Consider the following 20,835-nt stretch of genomic DNA (forward strand, 5'->3'; position numbering starts at 1 on the left):
ACGGCGACAGCAGGGTGATGGTGGTGGTGTGTTTGGAGACAGCCAGTTTACCAGCACCCTGTCTGTCAACTTCCACTTTCCCAGGATCCCGCGAAGAACCTTTTTTTATGGCTCGCGCCCAGAAATGTTGATCCGCAAGATCAGATCGGGATCCCGTCCGGATCCACGGACAGATCCGCGTTCCGCCCTTGGCAAGGCACGAGGGATAAGCAAACGCTCACCCCCTCGCCAGGGGATTGCACAAATGCGATCCAGCCAGGATCAAATTGAAATATCCCTTTAAGATCATGCGACTAACGCCAGACACACCGCTAATCTACAGAGTTTTCCACAGCTTTTGTGGATAGTTTACCGATCATTTGAAAGAAAATGACAGGTGAAGACCCTCCCTTCCCCCTTCTCTTTCACCCCCTCGATAGCCCCCTGATGCTGTGGACTGCATCCCTACCGGCGCCCCCACTTGCCCGCAACGCTGCCAGACACGAAAAAGGGCTCCGAAGAGCCCTTGAACAGCAATTTTCTCATCCGGCCACATCAGGGACGCAGGGATTTGTCCGCCCGGGAGATGCCACAGACACCGGAGCGCACCACTTCGATGATCTCGTTGGTCTGGGCAGCCGTCTTGATGAAGGCGTCCAGCTTTTCGCTGGTCCCGACAAGCTGCACCGTGTAGAGCTCGGGAGTGACGTCGACGATCTGGCCACGGAATATGTCCGCCAGCCGCTTCAGTTCGTCACGGGCACCACCGGCGGCGCGCGCCTTGACCAGCGCGATCTCCCGCTCGATGTGCTCACCCTCGCTCAGGTCACACACCTTGAGCACGTCCACCAGCTTGTGCAGCTGCTTCTGGATCTGCTCCAGCACCCGCTCATCCCCCATGGTGACGATGGTCATGCGGGACAGAGTGGGATCCTCGGTGGGGGCCACCGTCAGGGTCTCGATGTTGTAGCCGCGCTGGGAGAAGAGGCCTACCACACGGCTCAGGGCACCGGATTCGTTCTCCAGCAGAACGGAAATTATATGTCTCATCAGGTTCTCTCCGTCTTGCTCAGCCACATCTCGTCCATGGCGCCAAATTTGATCTGCATCGGATAGACGTGCTCGTCCGGATCGACCGAGATGTCCATGAACACCAGTCTGTCCTTCATGGCAAAAGCCTTCTCCATGGCGCTCTCCAGCTCCGCCGGATCGCTCACCGCGATGCCGACGTGGCCATAGGCTTCCGCCAGCTTGACGAAGTCAGGCAGGGATTCCATGTAGGAGTGGCTGTGACGGCCGCCGTAGAACATCTTCTGCCACTGCTTGACCATGCCCAGCGCACGGTTGTTGATGGAGATGATCTTGATGGGCACCCCGTACTGCATGCAGGTGGAGAGCTCCTGGATGTTCATCTGCACCGAGCCGTCGCCGGTGACGCAGCAGACCACGGCTTCCGGGTTGGCAAACTGGGCCCCCATGGCGGCGGGAATGCCAAAGCCCATGGTGCCGAGACCGCCGGAGTTGATCCACTGGCGCGGTTTGGCAAACGGGTAGTAGAGGGCGGCAAACATCTGGTGCTGGCCGACGTCGGAGGCGACGAAGGCCTCCCCCTTGGTCACCTTGTAGAGAGTCTCGATGACCTGCTGCGGCTTGATCAGGGTGGGATGGGTCTCGTAGGCCAGGCAGTTGCGGGAGCGCCACTGGTTGATCTGCTCCCACCAGTCCGCCAGCGCCTGCTTGTCGTTGTCAAAGCCGCATTCGCGGATCACTTCCAGCATCTGTTCCAGCACGGTTTCCACCGAGCCGACGATGGGCACATGGGCCTGTACCGTCTTGGAGATGGAGGTGGGGTCGATGTCGATGTGGACTATGGTGGCGTTGGGGCAGAACTTGGCTACGTTGTTGGTCACGCGATCATCGAAGCGGGCACCCACGGCGAAGATCAGATCCGCGTTGTGCATGCTCTTGTTCGCTTCGAAGGTACCGTGCATCCCCAACATACCGATAAACTGCGGATGGGTGCCGGAGAAGGCGCCCAGCCCCATGAGCGTGGTAGTCACCGGCAGGTTCAGCAGCTCCGCCAGCTTGGTCACCAGGTGATCCGCATTGGCGTTGATGGCGCCGCCACCCACGTACATGACCGGGCGGCTCGCCTCGGTCAGCAGCTTGGCAGCCCGCTTGATCTGGCCCTTGTGTCCGGCCTTGGTCGGATTGTAGGAGCGCAGGGAAACGGACTCGGGATACTGATAGGGGAACTTCTCTTTCGGATTCTGCACGTCTTTGGGCAGATCCACCACCACGGGCCCCGGGCGGCCACTGGCGGCAATGTAATAGGCCTTCTTGATGGCCTCGGGAATGTCGCTGGCTTTCTTGCACAGGAAGCTGTGCTTCACCACCGGGCGGGAGATGCCGATCATGTCGGTCTCCTGGAACGCATCCTCCCCGATCATGCTGGTCGGCACCTGGCCGGACAGGATCACCAGGGGAATGGAATCCATGTAGGCGGTGGCGATCCCCGTGATGCAGTTGGTGGCGCCGGGACCCGAGGTCACCAGCACAGTGCCCACCTTGCCGGTGGAGCGGGCGTAACCGTCCGCCATGTGCACTGCGGCCTGCTCGTGCCGCACCAGGACGTGCTCCATCTTGCCGTTTTCGAAGAGAGCGTCATAGATGTCGAGCACTGAGCCACCAGGGTAGCCGAAAACGTGTTCCACTCCCTGATCTTCCAGCGCTCTAACCACCATCTGGGCGCCTGATAACATCTCCATGATAAAGCCCTCCAGGCTTTGCTCCGTTAAGCGAAAGCTATCGACAGTCCGCTGCTTCCCGGCAGCGCCGATCCGAGTCTTGTTGTTGTCTGCAGGCAGATCAGGCGAGTTCGGAGCCGTCGATAGTAGAAAAATAGGGGTTTTCCATCATTCACCCGAAAAGCGGGTGAAAAACCAACTTAACCCGCCCGTGAACGCTTGTCCACGGCTTTGTCTGGCCATAACAGTCATAAATTTCAAACAGCTATTAACATTCAGTGACTTGGCCACCAGACGGGCAACAAAGAGGGGCCCTGGGGGGAACAACCAGCGGATCATGCTGCCCGCGTCGGTCAGGAACAAAATAAACGGCCCACCCCGAGGGGGTGGGCCGTCAAAAACTGGCTGGTTTCACTGCTCGTCTTCGGGTTCTGCCAGCCAGATCTGCTGATCCGGATCCGTCTCTTCGCAGACCGAAATGCTGACACCCATGTCGAGCAGCTCATGCAGGGTGAGATTGTCTGCCAGAGTCATGGTGTCGCCGTTTTCATTGGTAAAGCGCATGGTGTCCGTCCTCTCCGTGGTGGGATCGACTCAGTTTAGTCAAAGGCGCTGAGTTGGGATAACCAGGGACGCTCCTGGCCGGTGCGGCTGGCAAGCTCCCCCAGGCTGTCACACACCTCCTCCGGAAAGAGAGTCCTGCCCCAGAGGCGGCGGGAGAGCGCCCCCACCTCCTCCCCGGCACCGGCCAGCAACCAGTCGGCCAGCTCTCCTGCCACATCGGGATAGCGTACTCTGCCAGGAGAAGGGGCCTCCAGCCAGCTTCGCACCGCATTGGCATCCAGGCTGTCCATCAACTGGGCCAGCCCCATCAGTTCCAGGGTCCTGCCGTTGGTCAACTGCTCGAACTGGCCACCCAGGGGTTTGACCAGCAGCTTCTTGCCAAGGGAGAGCGCCTCGGAGGCAAGCTCGAATCCCGCATTGCTGATGACCCCGCGACAACCGGCCAGCGCCAGCTTGAACCCCTCTCTTGCCTGAGGTTCAAAGCGGATGTTGCGCCACTCGCTGCGCTTGCGCACCTCGGGATGGAAGCAGATGAACGACTGCGGGCTGAAACGCGACAACAGGGCCGCGATCGTCTCTGTCTGCTCGAATGGCAGATAGACCAGGATCTGCTGGTTGTCCGGCACCGGCTCGAGGGGATCGACGATGGGAGGCAGCAGGGGCTGGCCGAAATGGAACCAGTGCAGTCCCAGGGACTGGCGTACCGGCGCAAAATGGCGCATCAGCTGGCGGTTGAAGCCGCTCTCTCCCCAGCGCGGGATCGGCCAGTCGAAGCTCGCCTGATGGCTGATGGTGAGGCTGGGTTTGCCCCAGCGGCGAGCAGCATGGGCACTGAGCGGCTCGAAGTCGCTGATGACCAGATCGTACTCGCGACAATCGAGGGTACGCAGATCTTGCCAGAAACGCAGGGGAGAGAGTCCCTTGAGGGTACGCCAGCCCGAGATGCGCCCCTGATGGCTGGCGAAAGTGATACCGGGGAAGGTGCGATAATCCCCGAACTCCCCCATTTCGAAGTAGCCGTCGGCGGCGCGCCCGCTGAACAGATAGTCCACCGCCACGCCCCTGCTCTTCAATGCGCGCGCCAGGGTCCGGCTGCGACTGATATGGCCGTTGCCGGTCCCCTGAACGCCGAACAGTATCCTCATCCCTGGCTCCAACCCAGCGCCCAGAGGGCGCAACCACCGCCAAGCAGCGCCCCGGCCACCAGATCACTCAGATAATGCACCCCGAGCAGCAAGCGGGACGCCCCCACCAGCGCGGCCCAGACAAACAGCAGCGGTGCCCAGAGCGGGAAACTGGCGGCCAGTACGGTCGCCATCAGAAAGGCGGCCGCGGTATGGCCCGAGGGCAGGCTGTAACGATCCGACGGGGTGATGAAGACAGGCAGCCCTGCCGGGCGCTGGCGTTTGAGGGCATTCTTGAGCAGCAGGTAGAGCGGCAACTCGAGGGCAAACGCCCAGAGCGCCACCCTGACCGCCTCCTGCCCGGCGCTCCCCTGCCACCAGAGCAGGCAGGCCGCCACGGCATAGAGGGGGCCGTCACCGGTACGGGAGACAAGCCGGCTTATCCTGGCCTGCGGCTGATTGTAGGGATGAAGCAGGCAGACACGGCACACCCGCAGGTCCCATTGCTGGATCTTGTTCATCACGGCCCTCCCTTGCATCCTGAGTGCAGACTAGGAGGGCGGCATGACACTTCGTTGACGCCCAGATAACAGATTGATGAAAAAAAGGGCCCAGGGGCCCTTTTTCATCCGTCATCCCGGAAAAGTCAGTTCAGGGCACCGCGCAGGCCGTTTTCCATCAGGCGGCAGTTGTGGGCCGCGAGGCGGCTCATGAAGTGCTCGTCCACCGTCAGACCAAACACCTGTTCGTAGAGATCCTTCATCACGAAAGGCTGCCACATCATGCTGAGGAAGGAGATCTTCAGCATCTCGGGGTCCAGGTTGTCCGCCAGCTGGCCGTTGGAGCGCATGGATTCGAGCAGGGCATCGAACTGGGGAAGTTGGCGATCCAGCAGGCGGCTCAGCACAAAATCACGCCCCGGGCTCTTTTCAGTGGACAATGCGCTGGAGATGGCGGAGGTCAGCTCGCTGTTGGGCGCCATCACCTGATAGTAGGTGTTGAGCAGATCGGTCAGGCTGCGGTTGCTGCTCTCGTCGTGCCAGGCTTGCTCGAGGGGCTCGGCCACATCCCCCAGCACCGCCTTGTAGAGGCCTTCCTTGCTGCCGAAGTAGTAGTGGATCATCGCCAGATTGGAGCCTGCCAGCTCGGCAATCTCGCGGGTCGTCACCTTGCTGTAGGGGGTGTTGAGAAAACGTTCGCGTGCGGCGGCAAGCAGCTTGTCACGAATGTCGGAACGTCCGACTGGACGGCCAGGTCTGCGTTTTTCCATGGAATACCTCAGATAATTCAGCAAGGGCTGATAAGTCGATCTGATTGTGCGGGTGATCGAGTACAGCAGGAATGACCAGATAATCAGGCATGAACCGAATATGGGACAAGAGAATTTGCACTCCTTTACAATTCGATTAAATAAACCAGTGGATTGAACCTGTCCATTCCGGTTGACACAGCATAAAAATCTCGTTATTGGTAGTAGCGTTATCGACTGGAAGGATTGAGACATCATGCGTATTGCCGCTCCGCTACTACTGCTCTCCCTAATCGCGACTCCTCGCGCGGGATCCTTGTAGCCGGGCTAAGGCATAGCCGGAATTTACAGAAACCCGTGCACCCCGCACGGGTTTTTTTATGCCATGCAGGATGCACGCAGCGAACTTAGGAAGAGGGAAGTCACATGTCAGATCGGGTCATCATATTCGACACCACCTTGCGTGATGGTGAGCAGGCGCTGTCGGCCAGCTTGACGGTCAAGGAGAAGCTGCAGATCGCCCAGGCGCTGGAGCGGCTCGGTGTCGATATCATGGAAGTGGGTTTCCCCGTCTCCTCTCCCGGCGATTTTCAATCGGTTCAGACCATCGCCCGCCACATCAAGAACAGCCGGGTCTGCGCCCTGGCTCGCGCCCTGCAAAAAGACATCGATGCCGCCGGCGAAGCCTTGAAAGTGGCAGAGGCGTTTCGCATCCATACCTTCATCTCCACTTCCTCCATCCACGTGGAGAGCAAGCTGAAAAAGAGCTTCGAAGACGTGCTGGAGATGGGGGTCGGCGCCATCAAGCACGCCTTGCGCTACACCGATGACGTGGAGTTCTCCTGCGAAGATGCGGGCCGCACCCCGATAGACAACCTCTGCCGCATGGTGGAAGCCGCCATCAAGGCCGGCGCCCGCACCATCAACATTCCTGACACCGTGGGCTACACGGTGCCGACCGAATTCTCCGGCATCATCCATACCCTGTTCAACCGGGTACCCAACATCGACAAGGCCATCATCTCGGTGCACTGCCACGACGATCTGGGCCTCTCGGTGGCCAACTCCATCAGTGCCGTGCAGATGGGGGCCCGCCAGATCGAGTGCACCATCAACGGCATCGGCGAGCGTGCTGGCAACTGCTCTCTGGAAGAGGTCGCGATGATCCTGAAGACCCGCGCCGACCTGCTCGGGGTACACACCAACATTCGCCACAGCGAGATCCACCGCACCAGCACCCTCGTCAGTCAAATCTGCAACATGCCGGTGCAGCCCAACAAGGCCATCGTCGGCGCCAACGCCTTCTCCCACAGCTCAGGCATCCATCAGGACGGCGTGCTCAAGGCGAAGAACACCTATGAAATCATCACCCCCGAGAGCATCGGTCTCACCCAGAACAACCTCAACATGACCTCCCGCTCCGGCCGCCACGTCATCAAGCACCGGATGGAGTCCATGGGCTACGCCGAGAGCAGCTACGACCTCGACGATCTCTACGCCAAGTTCCTCACCCTGGCAGACAAGAAGGGCCAGGTGTTCGACTACGACCTGGAGGCCCTCGCCTTCTTCAGCCAGATCCACGAGGAGCCCGAGCACTTCAAGCTGGAGTACCTCGGCGTGCAGAGCGGCAGCTCGGTGCTCGCCACCGCCTCGGTCAAGCTCAAGGTAGGCCAGGATCTGGTGTGCGAGGCCGCCACCGGCAACGGCCCGGTGGATGCGGTCTACCAGTGCATCAACCGCATCACCGGCTACGAGATCCGCATCGATAAATACGAACTCAAAGGCAAGGGCGAGGGCAAGAACGCCCTCGGCCAGGTGGACATCGTCGCCGAGTACAAGGGGCGCAAGTTCCACGGCATGGGGCTGGCCACTGACATCATCGAATCCTCGGCCCAGGCCCTGGTCCACGTGATCAACAGCATCTGGCGCGCGGACCAGGTCGCCGAGCAGATGGAGCGCAACCACACCATCAAATCGGAAACCGTCTGAGCCCGCCGCCGGACAAGATGACAACATGACATGGGGAGGACCGGGGCCAGGGCAGTGGCCCGGACCGGCCTCCCGGATGAAACGGAATCACACTATCAAGACGGAGAGAGTATGAGCAGTTATCGGATCGCAGTATTGCCGGGTGACGGCATTGGCCCGGAAGTGATGGCAGAGGCCATCAAGGTACTGGAAAAGGTGCAGACCAAATTCGGCTTCTCCCTCGACTATGACCGTCACGACGTCGGCGGCATCGCCATCGACAACCACGGCACACCGCTGCCCCAGAGCACGATCAAAGGCTGCGAAGCGGCCGATGCGGTGCTGTTCGGATCGGTGGGTGGCCCCAAGTGGGAGCACCTGCCGCCCAACGATCAGCCGGAGCGCGGTGCCCTGCTGCCCCTGCGTGCCCACTTCAAACTGTTCTGCAACCTGCGCCCGGCCCGCATCTACACCGGTCTGGAGCAGTTCTCCCCGCTGCGTGCCGACATCTCCGATCGCGGTTTTGACATCGCCTGCGTGCGCGAGCTGACCGGCGGCATCTATTTCGGCCAGCCCAAGGGGCGTGAAGGGGAAGGCGCCACCGAGAAGGCCTTCGACACCGAGGTGTACCACCGCTTCGAGATCGAGCGCATCGCCAAGATCGCCTTTGAATCGGCCCGGGTGCGCAAGGCCAGGGTCACCTCCATCGACAAGGCCAACGTGCTCGCCTCCTCCATCCTGTGGCGCGAGGTGGTGACCGAGGTCGCCAAGTCCTACCCGGACGTGGCCCTGAACCACATGTACATCGACAACGCCACCATGCAGCTCATCAAGGATCCGTCCCAGTTCGACGTGCTGCTCTGCTCCAACCTGTTCGGTGACATCCTCTCCGACGAGTGCGCCATGATCACTGGCTCCATGGGCCTGCTCCCCTCCGCCAGCCTCAACGAATCCGGCTTCGGTCTGTTCGAGCCGGCCGGTGGCTCGGCCCCGGATATCGCCGGCAAGGGGATTGCGAATCCCATCGCCCAGATCCTCTCCGCCGCCCTGATGCTGCGTTACAGTCTCGGCCAGGAAGCCGCCGCCCAGGCCATAGAGCAGGCTGTGGCCCAGACCCTGGCAGAAGGCTATTTCACCGCCGACCTGCATCAGGCCAGCGCCACACACCCGGTGCAGAGCACGGCCGACATGGGCAGCCAGATCGCCGCGCGCATCTGATCCCACGGCATCGATAACAAGGAAACCGAGCAATGTCCAAGACCCTCTATCAGAAAGTGTTCGACGCACACGTGGTGCGGGAAGTGGAAGGGGAAACCCCTCTCATCTACATCGACCGTCACCTGGTGCATGAAGTGACCAGCCCCCAGGCATTCGACGGCCTGCGCGCCATGAACCGCCAGCTGCGTCGCCCGGATCTGACCTGGGCCACCATGGATCACAACGTCTCCACCACCACCAAGGACATCGCCGCCTCCGGCGAGATGGCCCGCATCCAGATGGAGACGCTCGCCGCCAACTGCAAGGCGTTCGGGGTTCGTCTCTATGACTTGAACCACAAGTACCAGGGCATCGTCCACGTGATGGGCCCCGAGCTCGGCATCACATTGCCCGGCACCACCATCGTCTGCGGTGACTCACACACCGCCACCCACGGTGCCTTCGGGTCGCTCGCATTCGGTATCGGCACCTCCGAAGTGGAACACGTAATGGCCACCCAGACCCTGAAACAGGGCCGCGCCAGGACCATGCGTATCTCTGTCAACGGCAAGCTGGCCGCAGGCATCAGCGCCAAAGACGTGGTGCTCGCCATCATCGGCAAGGTGGGTCATGCAGGCGGGACCGGCTACGTGGTGGAGTTCGCCGGTGAAGCCATCGAGGGGCTCACCATGGAAGGGCGCATGACGGTGTGCAACATGGCCATCGAGCTCGGCGCCAAAGCGGGCATGATTGCCCCCGACCAGACCACCATCGACTACATCCGTGGCAAGGAGTTCGCTCCCAAGGGGGAGGCGCTGGAACAGGCCATCGCCTACTGGCTGACCCTCAAGAGCGACGAAGGTGCCCACTTCGACGCCGAAGTGGTGCTGGACGCCGCCGACATCGCCCCGCAAGTGACCTGGGGCACCAACCCGGGCCAGGTGATTGCCGTCAATGAGCCCATCCCTGCCCCGGAATCCTTCGCCGATCCGGTGGAGCAGCAGTCCGCCCGCAAGGCCCTCGCCTACATGGACCTGCAACCGGGCCAGAAGCTCTCCGACGTGGCCATCGACAAGGTGTTCATCGGTTCGTGCACCAACAGCCGCATCGAGGATCTGCGCGCTGCCGCCGCCATCGCCCGTGGCCGCAAGGTCGCCGCCGGGGTACAGGCTCTGGTGGTGCCGGGCTCCGAGCAGGTGAAGGCCCAGGCCGAGGCCGAGGGGCTGGACAAGATCTTCATCGAGGCAGGCTTTGAGTGGCGTTTGCCCGGCTGCTCCATGTGTCTGGCCATGAACAACGACCGGCTGCAACCGGGGGAGCGCTGCGCCTCCACCAGCAACCGCAACTTCGAGGGACGTCAGGGTCGTGCCGGCCGCACCCACCTGGTGAGCCCGGCCATGGCCGCCGCCGCCGCCGTCACCGGCCGCTTCGCCGATATTCGCGTACTGTAAGAGGAAACAGCGATGACAGGATTCAAACAGCATAAAGGGATCGTCGTTCCCCTCGACAGCGCCAACGTCGACACCGACGCCATCATTCCCAAGCAGTTCCTGCAGAAGGTGAACCGTATCGGCTTTGGCAAGCACCTGTTCCACGACTGGCGCTTCCTGGACGATGCAGGGGAGCAGCCCAACCCCGAGTTCGTGCTCAACCAGCCGCAGTTCGCCGGTGCCAGCATCCTGCTGGCCCGCGAGAACTTCGGCTGCGGCTCGAGTCGTGAGCACGCCCCCTGGGCGCTGGCGGACTACGGCTTCAAGACCATGATCGCTCCGAGCTTTGCCGACATCTTCTACGGCAACGCCATCAACAACGGCATGGTGCCGGTTCGTCTGAAAGAGGAGGAGGTCGACGCCCTGTTCCAGCTGGTCGCCGCCCAGCCGGGTATCGAGATCGAAGTGGATCTGGAGGCCAACCAGGTGCGTGCAGGCAGCCTCACGTTCAGCTTCGAAATCGACGAGTTCCGTCGCTACTGTCTGCTCAACGGGCTGGATGCCATCGGTCTGACCCTGCAGCACGAGGCCGCCATCAGCGCCTTCGAGGCGAAGCAGCCAAGCTGGATTTGACGAGCCTGCGACAAGAAAGCGAGTAGAATCAACAGGGAGCCAAGGCTCCCTGTTTTATTGTCGGGTCGCTGTACAAAGCCCGCCACCTCTGCATGTCCGACAGGAGACACCTATGTCCGCAAGGGGCGCCCTTTCATTGCTCTGCCTGCTGCTCAGCCTCCCGGCCCTGGGCGGGCAGACCTCTTTCACCAACAGTGGCGGTCAGCTCAACGTCGGCTGGCAGGACAGGGAGGGCAAGGCGCAGCAGCTCAGCTACCGGCTGGAGGCGGGCAAGCTGCCCCCTCTCATCGCTTACCGTCCGGCCAGGATGCAGGAAGACGTACTGCAAAGCCTGCTGCAACAGGCCCCCCTGGCGTTCCCCGAGGTGCAGTTCTCCCTCGTTCGCCCCGCCATGAGCCTCAGCATCAAGAGCCGCAACGCCGACAAGGCGCGGGAAGCCTCCCAATGGGTCAAGCCCGAGCAGGCCAAACTGGAGGCCGCCTGGCTCACGCAGCACTACTTCCAGCCCTTCACTGCCCCCGACGGCGCTCCCGCCATCAAGCAGGATCATGTGCGCATCGCCCTGGAGAGCCGGGACGAACTGGCCCCGTTGATGGAGCAGCTCAAGCAGGAAGGGGCCACCGAGACCGAGGCGCGCCAGAAGACGGTGGCCCACATGCTCGACTTCATCCAGGCCATCCCTTATCAACTGCTCGACAGCCAGTCGGGCCGCTCTGGCAAGGGGTTTCTGAGCCCGCGCCAGGTGCTGGAGCAGAACCGGGGGGATTGCGACAGCAAGGCGACCCTGATGACCGCCCTGCTGGCCCAGGGGTATCCCGATCTCAAGCAGGCCATGGTGTTCGTGCCGGGACATGCCCTGCTGGGGGTGGCCCTGCCAGCCAAACCGGGGGACACCACCTTGAGCCGGGCGGGGGAGACCTACCTCCTGATGGAGCCGACCGGCCCGACCCAGCTGCCCATGGGCCAGCTCGCGCCCACCAGCAAGACGCTGGTCGACAGCGGCCAGTTGAGCGTGCAGCCGGTGCAGGATGAGGGGAAATGAGACAGGCCAGCCCATGGCTGGCCTGTCTCGAGGAGGACGGGCGCCCGGGTCTCAGGTGAGGGAGAGAAACTCCAGCGCCAGCAGGAGACCGTCTTCTTCCTCCAGCACCCGCACGATGCGAGCCTGGGCCTCAAAGGGAGGCAGAAGATTGCTGCTGGTCGCCAGGCTCACCCGGATGGGCTGGGCCAGATCGAACGCGTGCTTGTTCACCTCGACGCCCATGCCGTTGGCGCTGAGATCCCGGCAGACCCCCTCCAGCACCTGCTGATGCTGGAACAGGGTGACGGGGGCATTGATGACCATGCGCTGGAAGGCACGTCTTTCCTTGGTGCTGGTGATCACTGGGGACTTCCTCCTTGGTGGTGGCTCGCACGATGCGGCCCGTGAAACATAGTGCTAGCCTCCCCCCAGGAACGCCAATACAATGCGATGCGTTGCTCAAACGGGGTGCGGTTTACCGCTGAGATTATACCCGTGAACCTGATCCAGATAATGCTGGCGGAGGAATTTGAGGCATGGCGCGCGTTTTTTGTGCCCTCATCCGCCGGCGCTCACCACACGCGAGGTGCCATTGATGAGCACCCCGATACCCACAGGAGTGCCATTGATGAAGACCCTGCTGCTGATCGCCACCAGCCTGCTCTCTGCCCAGGCGTTTGCCGCCGACACCCTCACCGTCTACACCTACGGCTCCTTCGCCGCCGAATGGGGGCCGGGCCCCAAGATCAAGCAGGCCTTCGAGAAGGAGTGCGGCTGCACACTCAATCTGGTGCCCCTCGAGGATGGCGTCGCCATCCTCAACCGGCTGCGGCTGGAAGGCCAGCACAGCAAGGCCGACATGGTGCTGGGACTGGACGATGCCCTCATCAGCGAGGCCAAGCAGAGCGGCCTGTTCGCTCCCCATTCCACCAGGCTCGATGACCTCAAGGTGCCGGGTGGCTGGCAGGATGACACCTTTGTCCCCTATGACTACGGCTACTTCGCCTTCGTCTATGACAGCAACAAGCTCAAGCAGCCCCCCAAGAGCCTGAAGGAGCTGGTGGCGCGCCCCGATATCAAGGTGATCTATCAGGATCCCCGCACCTCCACCCCTGGTCAGGGGCTGATGCTCTGGATGAAGTCGGTCTACGGGGATGAGGCCCCTGCCGCCTGGGCCACGCTTGCCAAAAAGACGGTCACCGTCACCAAGGGGTGGTCAGAGGCCTACGGCATGTTTCTCGACGGCGAGGCGGACATGGTGCTCTCCTACACCACCTCTCCCGCCTATCACCTGATCGCCGAAAACAAGCCCCAGTACCGGGCGGCCGCGTTCGAGGAGGGGCACTACCGCCAGGTGGAAGTAGCGGCCAAGCTCAAGGGCGCCACACAGGGCAAACTGGCTGACCAGTTCCTGCAATTCATGGTGAGCCCCGCCTTCCAGAATGAGATCCCCGGCGGCAACTGGATGTATCCGGTGACAGACATGGTGCTGCCCAAGGGGTTCGAACAGATGATCACCGTAGCGAAGCCGCTCACCTTCAGCTCTGACGAGGTGGCTGCCAACCGCAAGGGGTGGATCCGCGAATGGCTGCAAGCCGTCACCCAGTGAGTTCAGGTCGTCGCACCCTCTGGTGGCTGCCCGGCAGTGCAGCCACCCTGGTCATCCTGCTGCTCTCAATTGGGCCGCTGGTCGCCCTGTTATGGCAGGCGGGGGCCCTCTCCCCCCGCGCCCTGCTAGGCGATCCCTACCTGCGCCACGTGCTGGGTTTCAGCCTCTGGCAGGCACTGCTCTCCACCCTGCTGAGCCTGGGGCTTGCCATCCCGGTGGCCAGAGCCCTGGCGCGACGCCGTTTCACCGGACGCCGCCTGCTGCTCAAGCTGTTCGGCCTCTCCCTGGTGCTGCCAGTCATCATCGCCATCTTCGGCATGGTGGCGGTGCACGGTCGCCAGGGCTGGCTGCCGCAACTGCTGCACGGCCTGGGCCTGGATCCCGGCAACTACCTCTATGGCCTGTTCGGCATCCTGCTGGCCCATGTCTTCTTCAACATGCCGCTGGCCGCCCGCCTCATTCTGCAGAGCATAGAGAGCATCCCCGAGTCCTCCTGGCGCCTCGCCAGCCAGCTCGGCATGCGCTCCTCCCACATCTTCCGGCTGCTGGAGTGGCCGCTCATCCGCGGCATATTGCCGGGGCTCGCCAGCCTCATCTTCATGCTCTGCTTCACCAGCTTCACCACAGTGCTGGCGCTCGGGGGCGGCCCCAAGTCCACCACACTGGAGGTAGCCGTCTACCAGGCGCTGCGCTTTGACTTCGATCTCGCCACCGCTGGCGGGCTCGCCCTGGTGCAACTGCTGCTGACCCTGGCCCTGCTCCTGCTGCAACACAAGCTGCAGACCACCCCGGCCAGTCGCCTCACCAGCCGTCGCCCCTGCCTGCGTCCCGACAGACACCAGAAGGGCAGCGCTCTAGTAGATGGCCTGGCCCTGACCATGGGGCTCGCCATCTTCCTGCCGCCCCTGCTGGCCATCGTGGTCGCCGGGTTCAACCCCGGTCTGCTGGCGGCGCTCGGCTCACCCCGGCTGTGGCAGGCAGGGGGGCAGTCTCTGGGCATAGCCCTGGCGGCGGGCTCCCTGGCCACTTTGCTCGGCGCCGGGCTGCTGCTCACCAGCCGGCATCTGAGGGTGCGGGATCGCAAACGGCGGGCCGCCGCCCTGTGGGAGGCCAGCGGCTCCATGATCCTGATGATCCCGGCGGTGGTGCTCTCCACCGGCCTCTTCATCCTGTTCATGCCCTTCACCGACGTCTTTGCCCTGGGCCCCAGGCTGGTGGTGCTGGTCAACGCCCTGATGGCGCTGCCCTATGTGCTGCGCACCCTCTCGGCCCCCATGCAACTGGTGGTGCGCCAGTACGATCGGCTGGCGGACAGCCTGGGGGTGCGCGGCCTGCATCGCCTGCGCCTGGTGGAGTGGCCCCTGCTGCGCCGTCCGCTGGCCCTGGCCATGGCTCTCTCGATGATATTGTCCCTCGGGGATCTCGGGGCCATCGCCATGTTCGGCAGCCAGACCCTCACTACCCTGCCCTGGCTGCTCTATCAACAGCTCGGCAGCTACCGGCTGACCGAGGCGGCCGCCACCGCCCTGCTGCTGCTCACCCTCTGCTTCTCCCTGTTCTGGCTGGTGGAGCGGGGACTGGGAGGCAGGCATGTGGATCCCTGATCCCCGGCGGCATTGCCGCCTCCCTGCCCCCAGGATCCGCCCGGGCACGCCCCTGGGGCGCCCCTTGGAGCAGTCACTCACGCTGCTTTTCATCAATTTTTCTTACTTGTTGTTCTATAAAACGACATTCAGGAGCCAAACATGCTGGTAATTGAGGAACTGGTCACCAGTTATCCCGACTGGCAGGTGACCTTCAGTGCGACCTTGCCCAAGGGGGAGATCACCGCCCTCATCGGTCCGAGCGGCGCCGGCAAGTCCACCCTGCTCGGCATGATCGCGGGCTTCGTGCCGGTGGAGTCGGGCACCCTCACCTTCGACGGCCAGGATCTGCTGTCACTGGGCCCCGCCGAGCGCCCGGTCACCACCCTGTTCCAGGATCACAACCTCTTCCTGCACCTGTCGGTGTTCGACAACATCGCCATCGGCCTGCATCCCGGCCTGCGCTTGAATCCGGCCCAGAAAAGGCAGGTGCAGGAGGCCGCTGATAAGGTGGGCCTGGGGGAGATGCTGACGCGCCTGCCGGAGCAGCTCTCCGGCGGCCAGCAGCAGCGGGTGGGGCTGGCCCGCGCCCTGGTGCGGGGCAGGCCGCTGCTGCTGCTGGACGAGCCCTTCTCGGCCCTCGATCCGGCCCTGCGGCGGGAGATGCTGGCGGAGGTCGCCCGCCTCGCCTGCGAGCAGGGCATCACCGTGCTGATGGTCTCTCACAACCCCGAGGATGCCCAGCTCATCGCCGATCAGGTGCTCTTCATCGACGCGGGACGCATCGCCTTGCAGGGCAAGCCGGATATCCTGCACAGCAGCGATCACCCCGGGCTGCTGCGCTACCTGGGCCGCGCTCTGGCGCCACAGTGAAGGGCTGACAAGCAGATGGTCTCTCCCTGTCGTTCCTAGGACGATGCCCTTCATCGACGCAGGGCGCATCGCCTTGCAGGACAAGCCGGATATCCTGCACAGCAGCGATCACCCCGGGCTGCTGCGCTACCTGGGCCGACTGAGAGAGGCGGGATCAAAAAAGGGGAAGCCGTCCGGCTTCCCCTTTCTCATGCAGAGATCCCGTCAAATCAGAGATTTTCCTCGGCGAACGAAGCCAGCCTGCTGCGCACCACCCCGTTCAGGAAGATGTTGGCACTGCCGTCGAAGTCCTTGAACCGCTCGACGATGTAGGTCAGACCCGAGGTCACCGGGCTCAGGTAGTTGGAGTCGATCTGAGCCAGGTTGCCGGAGCAGACGATCTTGGTCCCCTCCCCGCAGCGGGTGATGATGGTCTTGATCTGGGACGCGGTCAGGTTCTGGCACTCGTCCAGCAGCACGAAGGTGTTCTGGATGCTGCGCCCGCGCATGAAGTTGACCGATTTGAACTGGATATTGGCCTTCTCCATGATGTAGCTGAGCGACCCGCTCATGTTCTCGTCCTGCTTGTGCAGCACCTCCAGGGTGTCGGTCACCGCCGCCAGCCAGGGCATCATCTTCTCCTCCTCGGTGCCGGGCAGGAAGCCGATGCTCTCGGCAATTTCCGGGGTATTGCGGGTGACGATCACCTTCTCGTAGATCCCCTTCTCGATCACCAGCTCCAGCGCCGCCGCCATGGCGAGCAGGGTCTTGCCGCAGCCCGCCGGGCCGGTCAGGATCACCAGGTCGATGTGCGGATCCAGCAGGGCATCCAGCGCCATGCCCTGATAGACGTTCTTGGGATGCACTCCCCAGGCCTTGCGGGACATCAGCCGCTCGCGGCCGAGATCTTTCAGGCGGATCTTGTTGCCGTCGTGGCTCAGTACCCGCGCGGCAAAGAAGTTCTCCTCGTCCAGCAGGTACTGGTTGACGTGGACGCCCTCCAGCAGGTTGGCATCGATAACGTGGACCGTATCGCGGCCATGGGTTTCGCTGTCGCACTCGCCGACCCGCTCCCAGAAGCTGCCGGGCACCACCTGGAAGCCCTTGGCGAGCAGGCGGATGTCGTCGATGAGCTGGTCGCTGCGGTAATCCTCCACATGGGCAAGACCTGCTCCCTTGGCCTTGAGGCGCATGTTGATGTCTTTGGTGACCAGCACCACCTGACGCTTCATCTCGTGCTTTTGCAGGTAGAGGGCGGCGTTGATGATGCGGTTGTCCGCCTCCTTGTCGGTGAACACCTCGGCATCCTGGGGCAGATGGTGATCGCTGAAGATGGATATATGACCGCTCGCCTCGCCGGCCAGTGCCACTCCTTGCACTATCTGCTCCGGAGTCGCATCGCGGAACACATCTTCCAGGGCACGGATGGCGATGCGGGCATCACGGCTGACGTCCTTCTGGCGATCCTTGATGTTGTCGAGCTCTTCGAGCACCGTCATGGGGATGAGCACGTCGTGCTCTTTGAAGGAGTAGATGGCGAGGGGTTCGTGAAGCAGAACGTTGGTATCCAGGATAAACAGCTTTCGGTCCGTGTTGTCCATAAGCATCCTCCTTGGCACTGAAGGTGCCACGTGTGTGAATCTCAGATGTCATTGAAACCACACGGCCGTGACAGTTTTATTACCCCCAACGCTACGCCCGAATTTACCGGTGCGCAACAAATCGCTGCCATCATGGGCGTCGTTCGAACATAAAATCAGCAACGAAAAGGCCGGCATGTTGCCGGCCTTTGGTGGCAATCAGCACCTCAACCGCACTTGGAATCCCCGCAATTGAGACAGGTCATGCAGCCATCCTTTTGCACCAGCGCCTTGGTGTGGCACTTGTAGCAGAGCGCGGCACTGGGTGGGAAACCGCTGCCCGCCGGCTGCTCTTCTGCCTGTTGCTGTGCCTGCAATTGCGCCTGCTTCTCGGCCAGGAACGCCTGCTGGTGCTCGTCCAGCCCGGGCACCTTGAGCATGCCGATCTCGGTGAGATGGGTTTCGATCACGTTGCCAATTTCGGCGATGAGAGAGGGCACGTACTTGCCCTTGTTCCAGTAGCCCCCCTTGGGATCGAACACGGAGCGCAACTCCTCCACCAGAAAGGTGACGTCCCCTCCCTTGCGAAACACCGCCGAGATGATGCGGGTCAGCGCCACTATCCACTGATAGTGCTCCAGGCTCTTGGAGTTGATGAAGATCTCGAACGGGCGCCGGGTCTCGTGCACCGTGCCCTCGTTGAGAATGATGTCGTTGATGGTGATGAACAGCGAGTGCTCGGAGACATGCTCCGGCGTTTTCAGCTTGTAGGTGGTGCCCATCAACCGTTCCGGGCGCAGCACGGTTTCATGCATGTGCACCACGTCATCCTGGGGCGTCGGCGCATCTTGCGGCTCATCCCGGGTTTTTACCTTGTAGGCGACGATTTTTCTGTCGATTTTCTTGACCATGTCTCGTCCTCAGAACTTGCCGTAATAGCCTTCTTTCAAGGCGTCATAGAGGTTGGCGGCGGTGTGCAGCTCGCCATCGTATTCGATCTCCTCGTTCCCCTTCGCCGTGATGACGGTGCCATCTTCCAGGGTGAACTCGTAACTGGTGTTCTCCAGATCCTTCTCCTTCACCAGCACGCCCTGGAAGGCGGCCGGGTTGAAGCGGAACGTGGTACAGCCCTTGAGGCCGGAGTCCGAGGCATAGAGGTAGATATCCTTGAACTGCTCGAACGGAAAATCGGTCGGCACGTTGGCGGTCTTGGAGATGGAGGAGTCGATCCAGCGCTGGGCCGCCGCCTGGATATCCACGTGCCCGGTCGGCGTGACGTCGTCCGCGGTGATGAAGTAATCCGGCAGGCGGCTACCCTCCTCCTCGGCATAGGGCATGGCGGCCGGATTGACCAGCTCGCGATAGGCCAGCAGCTCGAAGGAGTAGACATCCACGCTCTCCTTGCTCTTCTTGCCCGGCTTGATGACATTGCGGCTGTAGTGGTGGGCAAAGCTCGGCTCTATGCCGTTACTGGCGTTGTTGGCGAGCGACAGGGAGATGGTACCGGTCGGCGCTATGCTGCTGTGATGGGTGAAGCGTCCACCCACCTCAGCCAGCTCGGCCACCAGAGCGGGATCCACCTCGGCCACCTGCTGCATGTAGCGGCTGTAGCGGGCATGCAACACCTTGCCCTTCACCTTGTCGCCGAGCTTGATGCCATCTGCCGCCATTTCGGGGCGCAGACGCAGCATCTTGCCGGTGACTTCGAACTCCTGCTCCATGATGGGGGCCGGCCCCTTCTCCTTCGCCAGACGCAGAGACTCCTGCCAGCCGGTCATCGCCAGCTCCTGGGAGACCTGTTCGGTGAAGGCGACGGAGGCCGCAGAGCCGTACTTGATGCGCAGCATGGTGAGGGTCGAGCCCAGCCCCAGGAAGCCCATGCCGTGGCGACGCTTGGCGGTGATCTCCTTGCGCTGCTTGGCCAGCGGCAGCTGGTTTATCTCCACCACGTTGTCGAGCATACGGGTGAAGATGGCCACCACCTTGCGAAACGCGGGCCAGTCGAAGGCGGCCTGCTCGGTGAAGGGATCGCGCACGAAGGTGGTCAGGTTGACCGAGCCCAGCAGACAGGCCCCATAGGGCGGCAGAGGCTGTTCACCGCAGGGGTTGGTGGCACGGATCTCTTCGCAGAACCAGTTGTTGTTCATCTGGTTCACCTTGTCGATCAGGATGAAACCGGGCTCCGCATAGTCGTAGGTAGAGGTCATGATGACGTTCCACAGCTTGCGCGCGGGCAGGGTCTTGTAGACCTTGCAGGCCACCTGGCCCAGCTCGTTGATCACCACACCCTCCTTGTTGGGCCAGTCCGCCCAGACCACCCTCGCTGGGTCATCCAGCGCGATGCCATCCTGCTCCACCTCCTTGGCGGTGTAGGGGAAGATCAGTTGCCAGGGTGCATCCTCTTTCACCGCACTGACGAACTCTTCGGTGATGAGCAGGGAGAGGTTGAATTGACGCAGGCGACCATCCTCCCGCTTGGCCTGGATGAACTCGACGACATCGGGGTGACGGATATCCATGGTGCCCATCTGGGCGCCACGACGGCCACCGGCAGAGGAGACGGTAAAGCACATCTTGTCGTAGATATCCATGAAGGAGAGCGGCCCGGAGGTATAGGCCCCCGCTCCCGAGACGAAGGCCCCGCGCGGTCGCAGGGTCGAGAAGTCGTAACCGATGCCGCAACCCGCCTTCAGGGTCAGCCCCGCCTCGTGCACCTTGCCGAGGATATCGTCCATCGAATCCTCGATGGTGCCGGAGACGGTGCAGTTGATGGTGGAGGTCGCCGGCTTGTGCTCAAACGCCCCGGCGTTGGAGGTGATACGGCCCGCCGGAATGGCACCATTGCGCAGGGCCCACAGGAAGGGTTCATACCAGGTGTCGGGTTCGCGCTCCTGCGCAGCCAGCGCGCGAGCGACACGCTGGTAGGTCTCGTCGATGGAGCCGTCGATGGGGGCGCCATCCTTGCTCTTGAGACGATACTTGCTGTCCCAGATCTCGAGAGACGTCTCCTGCAGAGGGATCTGGCGGCTGGCGGTGACGCCCTCCAGTACCGGAATGGATTTAGCCATGGTCAATCAACCTCCTGTGAATGGGGCAATATCGTGACAAGAATACTACCAGTAGTAAGTTTAAGGACTGAAAACACAATATGTTGTGATTCATCCGTCGTAAGGGCGCCGATTCTATCCTAAAAAAAGGTTCTTCGCGGGATCCTGGGAAAGTGGAAGTTGACAGACAGGGTGCTGGTAAACTGGCTGTCTCCAAACACACCACCACCATCACCCTGCTGTCGCCGTGCA

General features: G+C 62.2%; 19 protein-coding genes and 1 riboswitch. Of the genes, 9 read left to right on the plus strand and 10 right to left on the minus strand.

The window, feature by feature from the left end; translation table 11 throughout:
• The coding region (locus PG883_RS18720) for a hypothetical protein (protein ID WP_270807605.1) at positions 1-283 on the plus strand (283 nt) is incomplete at its 5' end.
• Positions 284-534: 251 nt separating this feature from the next.
• Here the strand turns inward: PG883_RS18720 and ilvN are convergent.
• The 6 genes from ilvN to PG883_RS18750 all read right to left on the minus strand — a co-directional run bounded on the left by ilvN (position 535) and on the right by PG883_RS18750 (position 5,684).
• Positions 535-1,029: an acetolactate synthase small subunit gene (gene ilvN / locus PG883_RS18725; RefSeq protein WP_010673160.1), complete on the minus strand. Its 495-nt coding sequence runs from the start codon at positions 1,027-1,029 to the stop codon at positions 535-537.
• Positions 1,029-2,747, minus strand: coding sequence for an acetolactate synthase 3 large subunit (locus PG883_RS18730; RefSeq protein ID WP_010673159.1), 1,719 nt, complete (start codon positions 2,745-2,747; stop codon positions 1,029-1,031). Before PG883_RS18730 ends, ilvN begins: the two co-directional genes overlap by 1 nt.
• A 390-nt stretch (positions 2,748-3,137) precedes the next feature.
• Positions 3,138-3,290: a hypothetical protein gene (locus tag PG883_RS18735; protein ID WP_010673158.1), complete on the minus strand. Its 153-nt coding sequence runs from the start codon at positions 3,288-3,290 to the stop codon at positions 3,138-3,140.
• A gap of 35 nt (positions 3,291-3,325) precedes the next feature.
• Entirely contained in the window at positions 3,326-4,435 is a 1,110-nt protein-coding gene (locus PG883_RS18740; protein WP_128273667.1) for an MJ1255/VC2487 family glycosyltransferase, read from the minus strand.
• The gene (locus tag PG883_RS18745) at positions 4,432-4,935 is read right to left on the minus strand and encodes a phosphatase PAP2 family protein (RefSeq protein WP_039041177.1); all 504 of its coding nucleotides are present in this window, start codon (positions 4,933-4,935) and stop codon (positions 4,432-4,434) included. Before PG883_RS18745 ends, PG883_RS18740 begins: the two co-directional genes overlap by 4 nt.
• 125 nt (positions 4,936-5,060) lie before the next feature.
• A complete protein-coding gene (locus tag PG883_RS18750; RefSeq protein WP_010673155.1) occupies positions 5,061-5,684 on the minus strand; it encodes a TetR/AcrR family transcriptional regulator in 624 nt (207 codons plus the stop codon).
• Between the two features lie 405 nt (positions 5,685-6,089).
• On the opposite strand from PG883_RS18750, the gene leuA reads away from it, so the two are divergent.
• The 5 genes from leuA (at position 6,090) to PG883_RS18775 (ending at position 11,933) form a co-directional block, all read left to right on the plus strand.
• A complete protein-coding gene (leuA, locus tag PG883_RS18755) occupies positions 6,090-7,652 on the plus strand; it encodes a 2-isopropylmalate synthase (RefSeq protein WP_010673154.1) in 1,563 nt (520 codons plus the stop codon).
• A 111-nt stretch (positions 7,653-7,763) separates the two neighbouring features.
• Positions 7,764-8,849: a 3-isopropylmalate dehydrogenase gene (leuB, locus tag PG883_RS18760; protein ID WP_041211114.1), complete on the plus strand. Its 1,086-nt coding sequence runs from the start codon at positions 7,764-7,766 to the stop codon at positions 8,847-8,849.
• Positions 8,850-8,881: 32 nt separating this feature from the next.
• Positions 8,882-10,279 carry a 3-isopropylmalate dehydratase large subunit gene (leuC, locus tag PG883_RS18765; RefSeq protein ID WP_270807608.1) on the plus strand — a complete coding sequence of 466 codons (1,398 nt, stop codon included), beginning with the start codon at positions 8,882-8,884 and terminating at the stop codon, positions 10,277-10,279.
• Between the two features lie 12 nt (positions 10,280-10,291).
• The gene (gene leuD, locus PG883_RS18770) at positions 10,292-10,891 is read left to right on the plus strand and encodes a 3-isopropylmalate dehydratase small subunit (RefSeq protein ID WP_270807610.1); all 600 of its coding nucleotides are present in this window, start codon (positions 10,292-10,294) and stop codon (positions 10,889-10,891) included.
• A gap of 112 nt (positions 10,892-11,003) precedes the next feature.
• Positions 11,004-11,933, plus strand: a complete 930-nt coding sequence (locus tag PG883_RS18775) for a transglutaminase domain-containing protein (protein ID WP_270807612.1) — start codon at positions 11,004-11,006, stop codon at positions 11,931-11,933.
• A gap of 51 nt (positions 11,934-11,984) precedes the next feature.
• On the opposite strand, the gene PG883_RS18780 is transcribed toward PG883_RS18775, so the two are convergent.
• Complete coding sequence (locus PG883_RS18780) at positions 11,985-12,275, minus strand: PilZ domain-containing protein (RefSeq protein WP_039041182.1); 291 nt, start codon at positions 12,273-12,275, stop codon at positions 11,985-11,987.
• 91 nt (positions 12,276-12,366) lie between these two features.
• A riboswitch (TPP riboswitch) is annotated at positions 12,367-12,457 on the plus strand.
• Positions 12,458-12,540: 83 nt separating this feature from the next.
• Here PG883_RS18780 and thiB point away from each other — a divergent pair.
• The 3 genes from thiB (at position 12,541) to thiQ (ending at position 15,977) form a co-directional block, all read left to right on the plus strand.
• Positions 12,541-13,521: a thiamine ABC transporter substrate binding subunit gene (gene thiB / locus PG883_RS18785; RefSeq protein ID WP_270807614.1), complete on the plus strand. Its 981-nt coding sequence runs from the start codon at positions 12,541-12,543 to the stop codon at positions 13,519-13,521.
• Positions 13,497-15,125 (plus strand): thiamine/thiamine pyrophosphate ABC transporter permease, encoded by a 1,629-nt coding sequence (gene thiP / locus PG883_RS18790; RefSeq protein ID WP_270807616.1) that lies wholly within the window; start codon positions 13,497-13,499, stop codon positions 15,123-15,125. The genes thiB and thiP overlap by 25 nt, the downstream gene beginning before the upstream one ends.
• A 141-nt stretch (positions 15,126-15,266) precedes the next feature.
• Positions 15,267-15,977, plus strand: a complete 711-nt coding sequence (thiQ, locus tag PG883_RS18795; RefSeq protein WP_049637131.1) for a thiamine ABC transporter ATP-binding protein — start codon at positions 15,267-15,269, stop codon at positions 15,975-15,977.
• A gap of 209 nt (positions 15,978-16,186) precedes the next feature.
• Here the strand turns inward: thiQ and PG883_RS18800 are convergent, their stop codons facing one another.
• From PG883_RS18800 to PG883_RS18810, 3 genes are all read right to left on the minus strand, one after another.
• Positions 16,187-17,557, minus strand: coding sequence for a PhoH family protein (locus tag PG883_RS18800; RefSeq protein ID WP_041214576.1), 1,371 nt, complete (start codon positions 17,555-17,557; stop codon positions 16,187-16,189).
• A 206-nt stretch (positions 17,558-17,763) separates the two neighbouring features.
• Positions 17,764-18,447 (minus strand): TSCPD domain-containing protein, encoded by a 684-nt coding sequence (locus tag PG883_RS18805; protein WP_010673144.1) that lies wholly within the window; start codon positions 18,445-18,447, stop codon positions 17,764-17,766.
• A gap of 9 nt (positions 18,448-18,456) precedes the next feature.
• On the minus strand, positions 18,457-20,604 hold the full coding sequence (locus tag PG883_RS18810) for an adenosylcobalamin-dependent ribonucleoside-diphosphate reductase (protein WP_270807619.1): 2,148 nt from the start codon (positions 20,602-20,604) through the stop codon (positions 18,457-18,459).
• Positions 20,605-20,835: the final 231 nt, after the last annotated feature.

It is taken from the genome of Aeromonas sp. QDB25, from assembly GCF_027707725.1.
In the GTDB taxonomy this organism is placed as follows: domain Bacteria; phylum Pseudomonadota; class Gammaproteobacteria; order Enterobacterales; family Aeromonadaceae; genus Aeromonas; species Aeromonas caviae.

What these genes read in the sequence shown, in the direction of transcription:
- ilvN (WP_010673160.1), bottom strand. Translation starts at nt 1,029, where the DNA reads ATGAGACATATAATTTCCGTTCTGCTGGAGAACGAATCCGGTGCCCTG.
- PG883_RS18730 (WP_010673159.1), bottom strand. Translation starts at nt 2,747, where the DNA reads ATGGAGATGTTATCAGGCGCCCAGATGGTGGTTAGAGCGCTGGAAGAT.
- PG883_RS18735 (WP_010673158.1), bottom strand. Translation starts at nt 3,290, where the DNA reads ATGCGCTTTACCAATGAAAACGGCGACACCATGACTCTGGCAGACAAT.
- PG883_RS18740 (WP_128273667.1), bottom strand. Translation starts at nt 4,435, where the DNA reads ATGAGGATACTGTTCGGCGTTCAGGGGACCGGCAACGGCCATATCAGT.
- PG883_RS18745 (WP_039041177.1), bottom strand. Translation starts at nt 4,935, where the DNA reads ATGAACAAGATCCAGCAATGGGACCTGCGGGTGTGCCGTGTCTGCCTG.
- PG883_RS18750 (WP_010673155.1), bottom strand. Translation starts at nt 5,684, where the DNA reads ATGGAAAAACGCAGACCTGGCCGTCCAGTCGGACGTTCCGACATTCGT.
- leuA (WP_010673154.1), top strand. Translation starts at nt 6,090, where the DNA reads ATGTCAGATCGGGTCATCATATTCGACACCACCTTGCGTGATGGTGAG.
- leuB (WP_041211114.1), top strand. Translation starts at nt 7,764, where the DNA reads ATGAGCAGTTATCGGATCGCAGTATTGCCGGGTGACGGCATTGGCCCG.
- leuC (WP_270807608.1), top strand. Translation starts at nt 8,882, where the DNA reads ATGTCCAAGACCCTCTATCAGAAAGTGTTCGACGCACACGTGGTGCGG.
- leuD (WP_270807610.1), top strand. Translation starts at nt 10,292, where the DNA reads ATGACAGGATTCAAACAGCATAAAGGGATCGTCGTTCCCCTCGACAGC.
- PG883_RS18775 (WP_270807612.1), top strand. Translation starts at nt 11,004, where the DNA reads ATGTCCGCAAGGGGCGCCCTTTCATTGCTCTGCCTGCTGCTCAGCCTC.
- thiB (WP_270807614.1), top strand. Translation starts at nt 12,541, where the DNA reads ATGAAGACCCTGCTGCTGATCGCCACCAGCCTGCTCTCTGCCCAGGCG.
- thiP (WP_270807616.1), top strand. Translation starts at nt 13,497, where the DNA reads ATGGCTGCAAGCCGTCACCCAGTGAGTTCAGGTCGTCGCACCCTCTGG.
- thiQ (WP_049637131.1), top strand. Translation starts at nt 15,267, where the DNA reads ATGCTGGTAATTGAGGAACTGGTCACCAGTTATCCCGACTGGCAGGTG.
- PG883_RS18800 (WP_041214576.1), bottom strand. Translation starts at nt 17,557, where the DNA reads ATGGACAACACGGACCGAAAGCTGTTTATCCTGGATACCAACGTTCTG.
- PG883_RS18805 (WP_010673144.1), bottom strand. Translation starts at nt 18,447, where the DNA reads ATGGTCAAGAAAATCGACAGAAAAATCGTCGCCTACAAGGTAAAAACC.
- PG883_RS18810 (WP_270807619.1), bottom strand. Translation starts at nt 20,604, where the DNA reads ATGGCTAAATCCATTCCGGTACTGGAGGGCGTCACCGCCAGCCGCCAG.